This window comes from Burkholderia sp. Bp8991, from assembly GCF_003853795.1.
Taxonomy (GTDB): Bacteria; Pseudomonadota; Gammaproteobacteria; order Burkholderiales; family Burkholderiaceae; genus Burkholderia.
Window position 1 is genome coordinate 126,686 of sequence record NZ_QTQJ01000012.1, and the last position, 16,203, is coordinate 142,888.

The 16,203-nt window shown below is 61.4% G+C and carries 13 protein-coding genes; 7 read left to right on the plus strand and 6 right to left on the minus strand.

Annotation, left to right across the window (positions count from 1 at the left end; all coding sequences use genetic code 11):
- Positions 1–39 precede the first annotated feature (39 nt).
- Together DIE02_RS16235 and DIE02_RS16240 are read left to right on the plus strand one after the other, a co-directional pair.
- Positions 40–591, plus strand: a complete 552-nt coding sequence (locus tag DIE02_RS16235; RefSeq protein ID WP_124487896.1) for a cysteine hydrolase family protein — start codon at positions 40–42, stop codon at positions 589–591.
- Positions 588–1,211: an HAD family hydrolase gene (locus DIE02_RS16240; RefSeq protein ID WP_124487897.1), complete on the plus strand. Its 624-nt coding sequence runs from the start codon at positions 588–590 to the stop codon at positions 1,209–1,211. Before DIE02_RS16235 ends, DIE02_RS16240 begins: the two co-directional genes overlap by 4 nt.
- Before the next feature lie 122 nt (positions 1,212–1,333).
- On the opposite strand, the gene ettA is transcribed toward DIE02_RS16240, so the two are convergent.
- The 3 genes from ettA to gcvA form a co-directional block, all read right to left on the minus strand.
- Positions 1,334–3,001: an energy-dependent translational throttle protein EttA gene (gene ettA / locus DIE02_RS16245; protein ID WP_044845892.1), complete on the minus strand. Its 1,668-nt coding sequence runs from the start codon at positions 2,999–3,001 to the stop codon at positions 1,334–1,336.
- A gap of 189 nt (positions 3,002–3,190) precedes the next feature.
- Positions 3,191–3,499, minus strand: a complete 309-nt coding sequence (locus DIE02_RS16250; RefSeq protein WP_124487898.1) for a DUF3761 domain-containing protein — start codon at positions 3,497–3,499, stop codon at positions 3,191–3,193.
- Between the two features lie 113 nt (positions 3,500–3,612).
- Positions 3,613–4,530 (minus strand): transcriptional regulator GcvA, encoded by a 918-nt coding sequence (gene gcvA, locus DIE02_RS16255; RefSeq protein WP_124487899.1) that lies wholly within the window; start codon positions 4,528–4,530, stop codon positions 3,613–3,615.
- A gap of 193 nt (positions 4,531–4,723) precedes the next feature.
- Between gcvA and DIE02_RS16260 the strand changes: the two genes are divergently transcribed.
- From DIE02_RS16260 to DIE02_RS16280, 4 genes are all read left to right on the plus strand, one after another.
- Positions 4,724–6,043, plus strand: a complete 1,320-nt coding sequence (locus tag DIE02_RS16260; RefSeq protein WP_124487900.1) for an MFS transporter — start codon at positions 4,724–4,726, stop codon at positions 6,041–6,043.
- A 468-nt stretch (positions 6,044–6,511) separates the two neighbouring features.
- Positions 6,512–7,903 carry a GABA permease gene (gabP, locus tag DIE02_RS16270; RefSeq protein WP_124487902.1) on the plus strand — a complete coding sequence of 464 codons (1,392 nt, stop codon included), beginning with the start codon at positions 6,512–6,514 and terminating at the stop codon, positions 7,901–7,903.
- A gap of 374 nt (positions 7,904–8,277) precedes the next feature.
- Positions 8,278–9,147: an alpha/beta fold hydrolase gene (locus DIE02_RS16275; RefSeq protein WP_124487903.1), complete on the plus strand. Its 870-nt coding sequence runs from the start codon at positions 8,278–8,280 to the stop codon at positions 9,145–9,147.
- A 39-nt stretch (positions 9,148–9,186) separates the two neighbouring features.
- Positions 9,187–10,248 carry a radical SAM protein gene (locus DIE02_RS16280; protein ID WP_124487904.1) on the plus strand — a complete coding sequence of 354 codons (1,062 nt, stop codon included), beginning with the start codon at positions 9,187–9,189 and terminating at the stop codon, positions 10,246–10,248.
- Between the two features lie 632 nt (positions 10,249–10,880).
- On the opposite strand, the gene DIE02_RS16290 is transcribed toward DIE02_RS16280, so the two are convergent.
- Positions 10,881–11,576 (minus strand): hypothetical protein, encoded by a 696-nt coding sequence (locus DIE02_RS16290; protein WP_124529422.1) that lies wholly within the window; start codon positions 11,574–11,576, stop codon positions 10,881–10,883.
- 120 nt (positions 11,577–11,696) lie between these two features.
- Here DIE02_RS16290 and DIE02_RS16295 point away from each other — a divergent pair, with 120 nt between their 5' ends.
- Positions 11,697–12,218 carry a hypothetical protein gene (locus DIE02_RS16295; protein WP_124529424.1) on the plus strand — a complete coding sequence of 174 codons (522 nt, stop codon included), beginning with the start codon at positions 11,697–11,699 and terminating at the stop codon, positions 12,216–12,218.
- A gap of 719 nt (positions 12,219–12,937) precedes the next feature.
- Here DIE02_RS16295 and DIE02_RS16300 read toward each other — a convergent pair.
- On the minus strand, positions 12,938–14,671 hold the full coding sequence (locus tag DIE02_RS16300) for a site-specific integrase (protein WP_260441507.1): 1,734 nt from the start codon (positions 14,669–14,671) through the stop codon (positions 12,938–12,940).
- Entirely contained in the window at positions 14,619–15,884 is a 1,266-nt protein-coding gene (locus tag DIE02_RS16305) for a tyrosine-type recombinase/integrase (protein WP_124529426.1), read from the minus strand. Before DIE02_RS16305 ends, DIE02_RS16300 begins: the two co-directional genes overlap by 53 nt.
- Positions 15,885–16,203 lie beyond the last annotated feature (319 nt).

The following is a 16,203-nucleotide window of genomic DNA, read 5'->3' on the forward strand; positions in this document are numbered from 1 at the left end:
GGCCGCGCGACGGCCGGACCACGACGGAGAGGGCAATCGATGGCAGACACCGCAGTGATCGTGATCGACATGCAGCGGGGGCTGGTGCAGCGGGCGCGGCCCGCGTACCGGCTCGACGACGTCGTGTCGGGCATCAACCGGCTGACGGCGGCGGCTCGTGCGGCAAACGCGCCCGTGTGCTTCGTGCAGCACGACGGCGATGCGGACGACGACATCGTGCCCGGCACGCCCGGCTGGGAACTGCATGAGGAACTGATCGTCGGTCGCGCCGACTGGCGCATCCGCAAGCAGGTGAGCGATTCGTTCCATGACACGCCGCTCGCCGCGCAGCTCGACGGCCATGGCATCCGTTCGGTGCTGATCTGCGGTTATGCGACCGAGTTCTGCGTCGATTCGGCCGCGCGCCGCGCGGCACTGCTCGGCTATCGGACGACCGTCGTGTCCGACCTGCACACGACGAACGAGCGCACCCACCTGTCGGCCGCGCAGATCGTCGCGCATCATCACTTCGTGTGGGAAAACAATACGCTGTCGGGCAATGCGGTGACGCCGCGTCCGCTCGCCGACGTGCTCGCCACGGAGTTCGCATGACGATCAAGGCGGTGGTGTTCGATTTCGGCGGCGTGCTGATCGACTGGAGCCCCGACTACCTGTACCGGCAACTGATTCCGGACGAAGCCGAGCGCCGCTGGTTCCTCTCGCACGTGTGCGCGATGGACTGGGTGATCCGGCAGGACGGCGGGCAGACGATCGACGACGGCACGAGCGAGCTGGTCGCGAAGTTTCCGGCGCACGAGACGCTGATCCGCGCGTTCTACGCGCGCTGGCACGAGATGATCGGCGGCGTGCTCGACGAAGGCGTCGCGCTCGTCGACCGGCTCGATGCGCAGGGGATGCCGCTCTTCGGGCTGACCAACTGGTCCGCGCAGACCTTTCCGTATGCGTGGGACAACTTCCCGGTGCTGCGGCGTTTCAAGGACATCGTCGTGTCGGGCCGCGTGAAGCTCGTGAAACCCGATCCGGCGATCTACCGCGAGATGCATGCGCGGATCGATCCGCACCTGCCGGGCATTGCGCCGCATGAGCTCGTGTTCATCGACGACAACGCGAAGAATGCCGCGGCCGCGACGGCACTCGGCTGGCATGGCATTCATCACACGAGCGCGGCCGCGACCGAGGCGCGTTTGCGCGAGCTGGGCGCGCTCGCGTAGGCGTCGCGCCGGACCGCCGGATGAAAAAAGCGGGCCATGAGCCCGCTTTTTCGTTCTGCCGATCTGGAAGCGGCCGCGTTCGGCACCCGGCGTCGTGTCGCCGGATGCACGGGCCGCGCCACTTAGCGGCTGATCGGCTTGTAGCGCAGGCGCTTCGGCTTCGCGGCTTCCTCGCCGAGGCGCGCACGCTTGTCGGCTTCGTATTCCTGGTAGTTGCCGTCGAAGAACGTGACCTGCGAATCGCCTTCGAACGCGAGGATGTGCGTCGCGATCCGGTCGAGGAACCAGCGATCGTGCGAGATCACCATCACCGAGCCCGCGAATTCGAGCAACGCGTCTTCCAGCGCGCGCAGCGTTTCGACGTCGAGGTCGTTCGACGGTTCGTCGAGCAGCAGCACGTTGCCGCCGGAGATCAGCGTCTTCGCGAGGTGCAGGCGGCCGCGTTCGCCGCCCGACAGGTTGCCGACGATCTTCTGCTGGTCGCCGCCCTTGAAGTTGAAGCGGCCGATGTACGCACGCGACGGCGTTTCGTACTTGCCGACCGTCAGCACGTCGGCGCCGCCCGAGATTTCCTCGAACACCGTCTTCGAGCCGTCGAGCGCATCGCGGCTCTGGTCGACGTACGCGAGCTTCACGGTCGGGCCCATCACGACTTCGCCCGAATCCGGCTGTTCCTTGCCGGTCAGCATCTTGAACAGCGTCGACTTGCCGGCGCCGTTCGGGCCGATGATGCCGACGATCGCGCCGGCCGGAATCTTGAAGTTCAGGTTGTCGATCAGCAGGCGGTCGCCGAACGACTTGCTGACGTTCTTGAACTCGATCACTTCATTGCCGAGGCGGTCGCCGACCGGAATGAAGATTTCCTGCGTTTCGTTGCGCTTCTGGTATTCCTGGCTGTTCAGCTCCTCGAAGCGCGCGATACGCGCCTTCGACTTCGCCTGGCGGCCCTTCGGGTTCTGGCGCACCCACTCCAGTTCCTTCTTGATCGCCTTCTGGCGCGCCGATTCCGACGCTTCTTCCTGCTTCAGGCGCTCTTCCTTCTGGTCGAGCCAGCTGCTGTAGTTGCCCTTCCACGGAATGCCGTGGCCGCGGTCGAGTTCGAGAATCCACTCGGCCGCGTTGTCGAGGAAATAGCGATCGTGCGTGACGGCGACGACGGTGCCCGGGAAGCGCACCAGGAACTGCTCGAGCCAGTCGACCGATTCCGCGTCGAGGTGGTTGGTCGGTTCGTCGAGCAGCAGCATGTCCGGCTTCTCGAGCAGCAGCTTGCACAGCGCGACGCGGCGTTTTTCACCGCCCGACAGATGCTCGATTTTCGCGTCCCACGCCGGCAGGCGCAGCGCGTCGGCGGCCACTTCGAGCTGCTGCTCGGGGCTGCCGCCGTCGCTCGACGCGAGGATCGCTTCGTATTTCGCCTGCTCGGCCGCGAGCGCGTCGAAGTCGGCGTCCGGTTCCGCATAGGCCGCGTAGATTTCCTCGAGCTTCTTGTTCGCCTGGAACAGGTCGCCGAGGCCTTCCTCGACGGCTTCGCGCACCGTCTTCGTCGGATCGAGCTGCGGTTCCTGCGGCAGGTAGCCGATGTTCAGGTTCGGCATCGGCGTCGCTTCGCCTTCGATGTCCTTGTCGACGCCCGCCATGATGCGGATCAGCGTCGACTTGCCCGAGCCGTTCAGGCCGAGCACGCCGATCTTCGCGCCGGGAAAGAACGACAGCGAGATGTCCTTCAGGATCTGGCGCTTGGGCGGCACGATCTTGCCGACCCGGTTCATCGTGAAAACGTATTGGGCCATTTGGGTGTGAAACTCAGAAAGGGTTGAGACTGCCGCGCAGCGCATCGGCGTGCGTGGCGTCGGGTGATTCGGTACGGAGCGTGCCGCGCGGGGCGCGGCGGTGTCGCCGCGGGTTGGCGGCGCGAGCGCGTATTGTACTTCGGCGCCGGCTGCCGCTGGCACCGCGCTGGCCATTCGGCCGACCCGCGTTCACAGCCATCCGGCGACGCCGCCGTGCCCGGAGCAGGTGCCGCGCCGATGGCGGCTGAAGCTGTACGTGCCGTCGCGGCAGCGCGCGCTCGCGCCCTCGGGCACGCGGCCCGATTTCGAATGCGCCGGTGCATGGACGGTGTCGCCGTCGCGATTGCGGTACGTGTCGTGCCGGTCGAGGTCGGCTTCGCTGCCGTAGCCGGGCGACGCGCGATAGGCGTGCGCCGCGGGCGGCAGGGCGGCGCACGCGACGAACAGCGCGGCCGACAGGGTTGCGATGCGTGTCGCGCGGCGGAGCAGGGCTGGCATGGTCTCTCTGCGGATGTCGTTGTCCGTTGCCGGTGGCTGGCGGGCCGACGGCCCGGGCCGCATGTTAGCCGATCGGCTCGAGATCGTTGCCGCCGCCCCGCGCTGCAGCGACGCTACGCCGTGCCCGTCATCGATGCCGCGCCGTCGGCCTGGGCGGCCTCGAGAATCCACCGGCGGAACGCGGCGACTTTCGCGCGCTCCGCATGATGCGGCGGATAGACGAGGTAGTACGCGAAGTCGTCGAGCCACGCGACGTCGGCAAGCTGCACGAGCCGGCCGCTCGCGAGCTCGCCGCGCACCATCGCCGCCGGAAGCAGGCCGGCACCCTGGCCGGCGAGGATCGCCTGCAGCAACAGACTGGAATCGTCGAACGCGGGGCCGCGCGGCGGGCCGAAATCGGCGATTCGCTGCGCGTCGAACCAGATGTGCCAGCCCTTGCGTTCGGCGTCGTGCAGATGCGGCCATCCGGCCAGGTCGGCGGGCGTGGCCGGCATGCCCAGCCGCGCGACGAGTTCCGGCGCCGCAAGCGCGACGATCTCCACGGTCAGCAGCCGTTCGCTGCACAGCCCGATGTAGCGGCCGAGACCGTGGCGGATCGCGACGTCGACGCCGTCGCGCGAGAAATCGGCGAGCGCATGGCTCGCGACGATCTGCAGGTCGACGTCCGGGCATGCGTCGCGGAACTGCGCGAGGCGCGGCACGAGCCATGCGGATGCGAAAAACGGCGTGACGCTCACCGTCAGCGCGCCGCTGTCGGCGGCGCCCGACACGCGCTGCGACGCGTCGGCGATTTGCCGGAACGCGTTGCGCACGGGCGGCAGATAGTCGCGGCCCGCGGCGGTCAGCAGGATGCCGCGGTTCACGCGCTCGAACAGTTGCACGCCGAGATGGGTCTCGAGCGTGCGGATCAGCTGGCTCACCGCGCCGGGCGTGACCGACAGCTCTTCCGCTGCCGATTTCACCGACAGGTGGCGGGCCGCCGCCTCGAACGCGCGCAACGCGTTGAGCGGTGGCAGACGGGAACGGTTCATTGAGTTTTTCTAAAGCGAAAGGCCGACGAAATATCGTTTGAGGCAATGCATGCGCGCGAGTACCGTTGTCGCATCGGATCGGATTCGTCACGGCTGACTTGCGGCGGTCGATGCGATCAACATAGTTCAACTATATCCATGAGGCAATCCGGACGCCGCGCGGCGTCCGGCGGAACCTGAGAGGAGCATCGTCATGAGCGGCCCGCGCGCGTCGCGCGTCTTCTACGGCTGGTATGTGGTGGCGGCCGCGTTCGCCGTCACGTTCGTCGGCTTCGGCAGTGCGTACACGTTCAGCGCGTTCGTCGAAGCGCTGCAGCGGGATTTCGCCGCATCGCGCGGGCAGATCTCGCTCGTGTTCTCGCTGGCCGGCTTCCTGTATTTCGGCTTCGGCATCGTCAGCGGCCCGCTTGCCGATCGTTTCGGCTCACGGCGGCTCGCCGTCACCGGCATGTTGCTGACGGCGGCGGGTCTCGCGGCGGCCGGCGCCGCGCATACGCTGCTGCAGGTCTATGTCGCGTACGGGCTCGGTGTCGGCCTCGGCGTCGGCTGCGCGTATGTGCCGGCCGTCGGCGCCGTGCAGCGCTGGTTCGTGCGGCGGCGCGGCTTCGCGTCGGGGCTCGCGGTCGCGGGAATCGGCGTCGGCACGCTCGTGATGCCGCCGCTCGCCTCCGCGCTGATCGCGCACGTCGGCTGGCGCGGCGCCTATTTCACGCTTGCGGCGCTCGCCGTCGCGATCGGCGCCGGGATGTCGCTGCTGATCGAGAACGACCCGCGCGGGCGCGGGCTGTTGCCGGACGGGGAGGCCGTGCATCCCGCCGCCGGCGGAGGCTTGCCGGAAGCGGGCGGGCACACGGCAGGGGCCGCGGGCGCCGTGAACGCTGCTGATCGCGCGCGGGCTGCCGCATCGGCGCCCACCGGTGCGACGCTGCGCGAGGCCGTCACGTCGCGACCGTTCGCGAGCCTCTACGCGGCGTGCCTCGTGTGCTCGTTCGGCGTCTTCGTGCCGTTCGTGCACCTCGTGCCGTATGCGCTCGATCATGGCGTCGCACCGTCGACGGCCGTGCTGCTGCTCGGCGCGATCGGCGTCGGCAGCACGGCTGGGCGCTTCTTTCTCGGTGGCCTCGCCGACCGCTTCGGCCGCCGCGCATCGCTGCTCGCGATGTTCGCGGGCATGGCCGTCGCGCTCGTCGCGTGGGCCGGCGCGGGCAGCGTCGCGACGCTGGCCGCGTTCGCACTCGTGTTCGGCGTGTTCTACGGCGGCTGGGTCGCCGTGCTGCCCGCCGTCGTGATGGACTACTTCGGCGGCCGCAACGTGAGCGCGATCATCGGCGTGCTGTACACGAGCATCGCGTTCGGCACGCTGATCGGGCCGGCTGCGGCCGGTTTCATCTACGACGCAGGTGGCGGTTATCTCGTGCCGATCCTGGCCAGCGCGGCCGCCAATGCGATCGCGTTCGCGATCGTCGCCACCACCGGACGCGCGCAGATGGCCGTGCGCGCGGCCGGCCGCTAGACGCGCGTCGCCCGCTGCCGGCGCGGCACGCGATCCGCTTCGACGGAACGTGTTCGCCATGATGCCGAGCGGGCACGCGCCGTCATCACTTGCCCGATCCGGTTGCCCGCAGGCGGACGCCGAACCGGATCATGCGTTGCATCGGTTCGCATCGATGCAACAAGTGGATCCATCGAAATTCTTCAATTGGTTCTTAGTGAAGAACCGTTTGATGCTTACACTCCTTCGCTTCGAAGGCGGCTGACCGACAGCCGACGGAAAGGGCGCACGCGATGTGCCGGCACCTCGTGCGCCGCATCGCACCCGCGGCTTCGCAGACTGCGTCGCGCACCGACCGGAACAGGCTCGACCCGGCTTCCTGCTCGTGTGCGCGCATGCGCGGCGGGCTGCCGGGTTCAACAACGACAACTCCCCGCCGCCTTCACGCGACACCCGGTCATACCGGAACCGTTTTTTGGAGAGAGACACATGAGTGGAAGCAAGACAGGCCTCGGCACGGGTCTGAAGCAGCGGCACGTGACGATGATGTCGATTGCCGGCGTCATCGGCGCGGGCTTGTTCGTCGGCTCCGGCCACGCAATCGCGGAAGCCGGCCCGGCTTCGATCCTCGCGTATGCGATCGCGGGCGTCCTGGTCGTGCTGGTGATGCGCATGCTCGGCGAGATGGCCGTCGCGCATCCGGACAGCGGTTCGTTCTCGACCTATGCCGATCGCGCGATCGGTCACTGGGCGGGCTTCTCCATCGGCTGGCTGTACTGGTGGTTCTGGGTGCTCGTGATCCCGATCGAGGCAACCGCTGCGGCTACCATCCTCAATGCGTGGTTCCCCGGCGTCGCGACCTGGATCTTCGCGCTCGGCATCACGCTGCTGCTGACGATCACCAACCTCTTCTCGGTCAAGAACTACGGCGAATTCGAATTCTGGTTCGCGCTGATCAAGGTTGTCGCGATCGTCGTGTTCCTGTGCATCGGCGGTGCGGCAATCGTCGGCATCGTGCCCGCGCCGGCCGTATCGGGCGTGTCGAACCTCTTCGCGCACCAGGGCTTCATGCCGAACGGCGCCGGCGCGGTGCTCGCGGCGATGCTGACGACGATGTTCTCGTTCCTCGGTACCGAGATCGTGACGATCGCGGCCGCCGAGTCGGACAACCCGCAACGCCAGATCGTGCGTGCGACCAATTCCGTCATCTGGCGTATCACGCTGTTCTATCTCGGCTCGATCCTCGTCGTCGCGGCGATCGTGCCGTGGAACGATCCGCTGCTGCCGAAGCACGGCTCGTATCAGCGTGCGATGGAGCTGATCGGCATTCCGAACGCGAAGGCGATCATCGACGTGATCGTGCTCGTGTCGGTCGCGAGCTGCCTGAATTCCGCGCTGTACACAGCATCGCGGATGCTGTTCTCGCTGTCCAAGCGCAAGGACGCACCTGCGTTCCTGCACAGCACCGATTCGACCGGTACGCCGCGTGCGGCCGTGCTGGCATCGACCGCATTCGGTTTCCTGACCGTGATCGCGAACTACCTGATGCCGGAGCAGGTGTTCGGCTTCCTGCTGGCGACGTCGGGTGCGATCGCGCTGCTCGTGTATCTCGTGATCGCGATCTCGCAGCTGCGGATGCGCAAGACGCTCGAATCGGGCGGCGCCGACCTGACGCTGCGGATGTGGCTGTTCCCGTGGCTCACGTGGGCGGTGATCCTGTTCATCTGCGGCACGCTGACCGTGATGTTCGTCAGCGAGGAACACCGGATGGAGGTCGGTGCGACGGCCGTGCTCGCGCTGCTCGTGCTGTTTGCGTCTTGGCTGAACAAGCGCGGTCGCGATGCGCGAGCGGGGGCGGGGCGGCGGGTGTCGGCGATGTGATGAAGTGACGATGCGGCAGCGGGCCTGAGCGTTCGCTGTCGGTTGGCGGAGAGGTTCCCGTCGTAACAAATGGCCTGATCGGCAAAAGCCGGTCCGGCCATTTGTCTTTCAGAACAAGCGGATGCCGTTTCCCGTGTCGACATGGATTTTTCGGCGACAGCGGCGGCATCGACATTTGTGGTCAAAAATCGAACTTGTCTGATTTCATTGGCGGCGGTGACTTAATACATTGATCACTTCGATAACCGGGGTGAATCGATGGGCGAATCGATTTGGAATCCTTTGTTATACGGCTGGATTCAGAAACCAGGCCGTAGGTTCGTTACCGAATACGGGGCGCATCTTCGCGTGTTCACCCTATCGAGCCCAGAGCGATGAGCGGGCGGCCGATACCCCGTGTACGCGCTGCATTTCATGCACGCGACGGTTTTCCCTTGGGGGGCACGTATTTTCCTGCGGCCGGTGCCACTTGTTTACCGGTACTCATTTGCCCTGCAACGGGCCTTCGCCAGTCCTTTTATTATCCATTCGCGGATTGGCTGCGCGCAACGGGATATTCGGTATTCGTATTCGATTATCGGGGGATGGGGGCGTCGCTCGACGTGCGTCACGTTCGCCAGTCGCGTGCCCGCAAACAAGACTGGGGGCAGCTTGACATGCCCGCAGCGCTTGACTGGCTTCTTCGAGAAACCGGCGCGAGCGAAGCGCATCTGATCGGTCATAGTGCCGGCGCACAACTGGTCGGACTGATGCCGAATCACGCGTCGGTACGCTCGCTGTGTGCGATATCCGCTTCATCCGGATACGTCGGCAACATCCGGTGGCCGAATCGAATTGCCGCATTGTCGCTGGCAAATGTCTACGTCCCGGTTACCGCACGTCTGCTCGGCTATGTGCCTGCCCGGGTGCTCGGCTGGGGCGACGATCTGCCTGCACGCGTCGGGCTTCAGTGGGCCCGATGGTGTCGCCGCCCCGGATACGTAGCGAACGAGTTCGGGGTCGGCATTGCGCGTCATTACTACAACGAATTCTCCGCTCCCGTCACCGTAGTCGCAGCGACTGACGATCCGCTCGCGACGCCGGCCAATATCGAAGACTGGCTGCGATGGTTGCCGCGAGCCAGATGTCACGTCCATTTCATCAGCCCGGAAAAATGCGATGGCCGAGCAATCGGTCACGTCGGCATGTTCCGCCGCCAGCATGCGTCGCTGTGGCCGGAACTCACCAGAGGATTGCTGAGTTGACGCTCAGGCCCGCTTGCGTCCTCAAATCAGGAGACCACGATGGACGATTCAATCGACATGAAGATGCGCTTCAAAGCAGTCAGAAACGAAGCGAGGGAGACGCGCGCGTCGCTTTACCATCTCACCAATCGATGCAATTTGCGCTGCAAGGGGTGCTGGTTCTTCGAAAACGAATTCGACGTCGCGTCGGATGAGTTGAACGATACGTTGCATCTCGAGGCACGCGTGAAGGATGAGGCGGCGCGCGGGATCAACGCGCCATTGCTGATAGGCGGCGAGCCCGCGCTTTATCTGGACCGGATAAGCGTGTTCAGGAAATACATGCCGAAGGTGTCCGTTTCGACAAACGGGCTTCGACGAATTCCTTACGAGGGTTTCGAAGATGTCACCATTGCGGTCTCGGTGTTCGGTGGCGGCCCGCTCGATGACGAACTACGCGCGATCGGCCCGAACGGAAAGCGTTTCACTGGCTTGTTCGACAAGGCGTTGGCTAATTATCGCGACGACGAACGGGCAGGTTTCGTCTTTGCCGTGTCGATCGATGGAATGGCTTATATCGAAGAAACGGTGCGCAGGATCCGGGATAACGGAAATCGACTGCTGTTCAATTACTACAGTCCATACGATGTTGCCGGGCCGCTTCGGCGACGTGGTGAGGAGCAACTCCTGAACGTATTGCTCGAATTGAAGGCCAAATACCCTGAAACCGTGGCGAGCCATCCGTACTACCTGGCAGCACTCATGCGTGGGGAAACCGCCTGGGGAACATTCGGCTATGCCAGTTGCCCGAGTGTCAGCGAAGGTCATCCGCAGAATGCGGAACGGTTTGCCTCGGGGTGGCCCGCGTTGCCGAAATTCAACGCGTATCGCGCAGACCTGCATACGCTGGCGCGCTGCTGTACTTCAGGAGAATGCGCGAAGTGTCGCGACAGCCAGGCCGTGATGTCGTGGTTGCTGGTTAACGCCAGGCATGTGCTGCAGGAAGCCGATGGACTCAGGACATGGACGGAGGTCGCGGAGAGCTATTTCAGTCAGTTCGTCTGGTCAAGTTACCATCCGCGCAACCGCGTTGGGCGCACGCCGGATTGCGCGATGCAGTAATGCGATGCAGTTGCCGGAATCGAAAATCAAAAAGCCCGCAAAATGCGGGCTTTGTGCATGGGTATCGGAGCGAGGTTCAGACGTTGAGCAGCCACCCCGGAGTACACGATGGATGGACAACGCCGTAAGTGCTTGTTCTACCTAGGAAAATGTGCGGTCGACCGCGTGTCCATGCCTTCATGTGCTTTTGCACGGGTTTTACGCCTCGGATGTCCATAGTCGATAGTTACTTCCGCCACGGCGCTGGAGGGGGAATTAAATCATCAAGCCGGGACCGAAGTCGAGCATTTTCCTGCCGAAGTTCCAGCACCATGCGCCCTGCACTATTGAGCTGCGACTGTGCTTTGTCGCGCTGATTCTCGAGCTCCTTAACCCTTGTTGACAGGTCGCTTTTGGCACTTTTTCGCTGTTCCTGGCGCTGCCTCTTTATCGCCCTCTCTCGGCCATTGATTTCCACCCACGCCTGTATCTCACGAATCAACGCCGGGTATCGCGTCCTTCGTAGCGCGGTGGGGTCGGTACCAGCCTCTCTGGCGACGTTGTTCTGACTCACTGGAGTCCCGCGTGGCAAAACCTGCGGGTTGCCGGCCTTCAGACGTTCGAAGGCCAATCGGAATCGTTGTTCAGCCGACTCAGTTACGGATGACATTAAGGTAGCTCCTCAGACCGTTCGCCTCGGCTTGCAGCGCCTGCTCGCGGGGGCTGCCTCGCTGAGTTTTCGGAATTCGTTGTTCAACGCTTGCAAGCTGCCGCTCGACGGAGAGCTGTTTTGTTCTGTCATATATCGCGTCACGGCATGGTTTGTCGCCGTCACCTCCTGTACACCTCACTACTGACTCGATGCCGCCATAATCGCAGTGGCCGTCCTTAGTGCAGCCGCCCAGCCGTGTCTCCCGAAACGAGACTTCGCCATTTCGACCAGCTTTGACAAGCGCCTTGAAATCCCTGTTTCCAATCAAACGAACTACAATTTCGTGCTTTCGTTCTTCGCCCAACGGGGAGAGATAGCGCTCACTCACAAGGGTTTCAATCTGTCTGGCCATTACTTCGTATCGGGCCGCTACAACTTGACTTTCGAAGTCTTCACTAAAGCGCACCCGGCTGTAGTTCTGACCGTAATATCGGGTTTGGAGAATCGTAAGGTGCTTCATGATGACTTGGATAGAGCTGTCGCTCAGAACGCCGCTGGCGAACATATTGATTCCGCCCGTCCGCCGAAGCTGGTGATAAGCCAACGGCCAAATCTCGCCAACCTTGAATTTTCCACCCTTGTCTAAGTTCGGAGTGAACATACGAGCAGTTACCAGGTCATCCTGGGTAATCTTCATCTGTTCGGGGTCAAAGAGACGCGGGTACCTCTGCATCACAAACTGATAGTTATAGGCCCTTGGACGTGTTGAGTAAGGTCGCCATCCGTTCGGGATGGAAGACCATGGTTCGAACGCCGTGTGGAAAAGGTAGGGGTTCATGAGGTCGTCGTCACTGCAATTGACCTCTGGGTTAGAGGCTGCGCACCGGACCCGGAGCTTGGCTACCACTGTCATCGCGTCTACTGCTACCTCGACGCTGGGACTCGTCGGCCATCGTGCGTCACTGTCCGGGTCAGTTTTGGTGGTTTCACCACAAATGACAAGAATGCGACCCAGGACTGGGTCCTCGTCCCACATAAGACAATCCGCCCTCAGCGCACCGACTTCTTCTTTTCGCTGGAGCGTAAAATTGGCGATGTACGAGAGTCCAACCGACTGAACCAATGTCAAGTATGCCGAGAAGGACTTGATGTTGATGCTCTTCCTATTCGGCGGCTGAACCCATCTTTCAAGAAGCGCGTCGATTCCAAAACGCTGCGCAGTGAGTTCGAAGCGGCCATGGAATATTTGCCCGTTTCGCGCTCCGGCCTCGTTCTTCTGCACCGTAAATGGGCGGTGGCTATCGCGTCTCCCCTCATGGCCAAGTGCGCACAATATTGACCCAAAGTTGTGGGCATAGGCATCCACACAGAAATTGAAACAGTCCTCGACCCGCTGTTTATGTTGGAGGAAGTCATCGAGACACTCTCTAAGTCGCCGAACTTGGTAGGCCCAGATACGCGGCGGAATGTAGGCCGTTTGCTCCACGTCTTCCTTGCCGCCTTGAAAGTGCTCGGACAAGCGGCTAATGCCTGTCTCGTCCAGCAGAGTGAATCCAATCTTCTCTCTTACACGGAGTAGACGGTCCAAAGTAATCACTAGGCGTTGACCGTCGAATACGCAAGGGTACAGCCCAGGCACCTTTTCGAGGAGCTTTGGAAATCGGGCGAAGTTGCTCGCTAGAATACCTTCGCGGTCACAAAGGACCACTATTCGACGTAAGAGGTCGAATAGTTTTTTGACCGAAGACCAGCTTCTAGCACCTTTCGGCCCCCATACTATCCAAGTTGCTAAGAGTCTCATTATGTACTGGTTATCTGGGCTGAGCGGGGGAGCGCTACGATTGTGCTGTCCTCCGGCGAAGTTAAGTCTGAGAGTTTTACCGGCCCACGCAGAGAATTCCCAAGAGCTGTCGCCCCATCGCGAAACGGGATATCCGTGAGCATCTTCTGCCACAACCCAGTCCGCTGGGGGCGGCCAACTTGGAGGCCGATAGCACTCGCTATTACGTGTAATCGGGGCGATAGTTAACTTGAACTCGAATTCGCAAGCTAAGAAGCTCACCGCGTACCCTCCAGTTCTGCAATTTCGTCTCGAAATGTCGGGTGGAAGTCACCTTCGGTGATACGCATCTGCACTTCAGTCACCCACTCGCGCCGGACCTCGCTGGACTGCTCAAACCACCTCAGTTTTTCATGGATTCGGGTAATGACAAGCTGCGCCGGTGGCACGTTTTCGTTGCCCTTCGGTTGATGCACCTTGCTCATTTCATTCGTTTTGAGGTAACCGAAGCTCGCCAGTGCCCACACATAATCGAGCGAATCCACGTCGCGGTGGTTCTCACACCACAAGCATCCAGACGCTCGCACGCAATTGGGCTTCGGGGCCTCCTTGGGAACCTTCACAACCTGTTGAGGGGTGCCTGTGCACACCCCTGGCCCTACAGCTTGCATTTTTGCCGAATGTGGGTCGAACTTTGACCAGAATCGGGTAGCCTCGACCATGGCACGTTGAAGGCTTGGTCGGGCGTACACCCGGAGCAATGTCTGCTTCGTGTGCTGTGCCATTTCAGCGGTCAGGTCAGGGTCGGCTGTTTTGCGCAACAGCCAGTTCACCCTTGTGCTCCGCAGTGAGCGTGGCGAGACAAAGGGAACACCTAGTTCGTGGCATGTCGCTCGAATTCGGGAGCCTGTGAATCTCCGCTCAGGCCTACTTCCGTGGATTCCAATGAATGGAAAGAGTCGATTTGAAGATGGAAATAGCGTTCTGCGCCATTCAAGATAGCGTTCAAAGTGGCATTTGTAGTCCTTGAATATCTCAAATAGCACGGTGCCACCGCGACGGTCTTTGTGGTCTTTTACTTGATAACCATCGATGTGGCTTACATAAAAGAAGTGCCGAAACTCGAGGTGAGCTGCTTGGGCAGGGTTCATTCCGGTTTGAGCGATGAACATGAGCAGCTCAGCCTCTATTCTCAGATTGGCGAGCGGGTGCCGTTTTCCGAGGCTCTCGACCTTCTCGGTGGTCGATTGCAAATTTTTATGACACTTGCGGGTTATCGTTTTTCCGCCCCTGAGCTTGATATGAAGGGGCAGGGGGGCATCAAGAACCGTCCCGATGGTTAATCCATCACAGATGTCCTGCAGTAAGTGACCGAACACAAATGTATCGCTCAAGTTCTGCTTCTCTGCGCGAACGCCGACGGCAGTTTTCCGCTGTTCTCTGTGTTCGAGGCGGGTCATCTCAATAATACGGGTGTGTCGCTCGAGGGCGCGGTCCAAGAGCGTCCCTACCGTCGCAGCATAGCTATAGGCTGAACGCGAGGAGAGATGCCGATGTTCGGAATGGCAAGGATTTGCTCCCTTTCCATTATTCATACGCGTACGTTGGAACAACCAATCGGCCCAGGCGCAGTAAGTCTCCGCGACAGCTTCAACGTTCAACGGATGACCAGCGCTGTCCGCAAATCCGAAGAAGTGCCTCAAGAAGCATAACTGTACAGATGCGGTTTCTCTTGACCCTCCGGTGGCTAGCCCCGTCTTCAGTTCCGCATGAAGTTTCACTACCAGTTCCATGCGGTCGACCTGCGGGTCACCTAGTGCTCCACCACCTATCAGCTGCTGAACGCGGTGTGATTTGGCTGCAGCGCCGCCCTTATAGAGCAGGATAGTGAGGTCCCATGGCGTTTCTTTTGCCCCGAAATGGACATCTGGAAAGGTCAGGTCAGGTAGCCGAAGTCCGTCACGCATCCGCGTCGTTCCAGTTTCTGTTTCGGAGCCCGGTGAAGGCTTCATTGAAATCCGCTGCGGCTTGCTTCTTGGCGCGGGTGTTCTCGAGGAATCTGATATACCCGAAGGTTGTTCTCTCGTCCTTGTGAAGCATGGCGTCTCTGACGATTCGAATTGCCTCGGTGGTATCGGTGCAGCTCTCGAGCAAGAGTTGGGTCAGCCAGGTACCGAATGTCGCGCGAGACTGATGGAACTTAAAGCGCTCCATGAACTGCATTCCAGCGTTGACCGCACGCTTTCTCATTTCATTGACTAGCCGGTCAACCGTTCCGACGGTGTATGGCTGAGCGCGCCTAGACAGGAAAAGCAGATTTTTATGTTCCGCTTTTGCCTTGGCTTCTCTCAGCAGGCGAGTTGTCGACGACGCGTAAGCTTTCAGGTCGACCAGGAGGGCTTCGGGCACAACGAGGTCGCCGGCGACTGAGAATTTGGTAGCTACGCCGGTTCCGGGGCCGACAGGAAGTCGGAACACGCCAGGCGTATGTGGGTCTTCCCGTGCCGTGTGAACGCTGGTCACGGTCAAGGTGGTGACGGTGCCTAATCGTGCTCCAGTGAAGAAGCCAGCGCTAAGCATCAGATGTAGCTCGTTTGTTTCGTGCTTTGCGGTGTATGCCAACAGTTTGCTCATGTGCTCGGAGCGAAGCGGTAGAAGACCGTCTTCGAGCAAATTGCCCACACGCTTGCGGTTTGGGATTGAAAGGTCACAACTCAGGCGTACCATCGTCCGCTTAAAGCCAGTAGCATCGTGAAAGGGAATGACGGCTAGTTGGTTAATCCACATTGGAGCGTCGGCCTCGACGAGATTGTGCGCGTCGGCGAATCGGTAAAACTGGATAACCGTGCTCATGCAGTTTGAAGCCGTAGTGCTGGCCAGTATGCCGTCGTCGCGCTCCTCAATTAAACGCTTTCTGTACATCCTCAGCACCTGCGTATCCTTGCGGACGGGAAAGTGTCGCCAGTCGATTTCACGAGACTCAAGAAAATTTGCATAATGATGAAGATGCTTCATCATACGTTTGCTCGTCTCTACGTCAATCTGATTGGAGGCTGCTCTGTCTAAGGCCCACAAATTTGCTTCGTGCCAACTACTGCCGTCATTCCAGAAAATTTGCGGCAGACGGTCGATAGGTTTTTTAGACTGCTTTATCCAGTCCAGTTCATCGTTGTCGGACAACGACGCATCGAAGAACTCGTAACGAATGTATTCAAGCCGTGCCATCGCCGGCTCCACCGGAGCTGTTTTCCGTAGTAAGGCGTGAGTCGCGGCCTGCCCGAGCAAACCGAGCGAGACAGGGTGTGCCTAATGCCGCTCGGAAGGATGGGGTGGTATGGTCGGAAAGCGGATGTGGTTGAAAAACTGAGATTCGAGCAGCCCATCTAGCGCTCGCGGAACGGAGCTCATGATGTTCCGCAGTCAGTTCGCGACGCATGCTATTGCAGAGAACAACATGTGGCGGACGAAGGTATCGCTCGCCTGGAAGCTCTTCTAGACTTCGACCACGGGGACCGGAGGTGCTTGTGACGATGGTGGTCGGCCG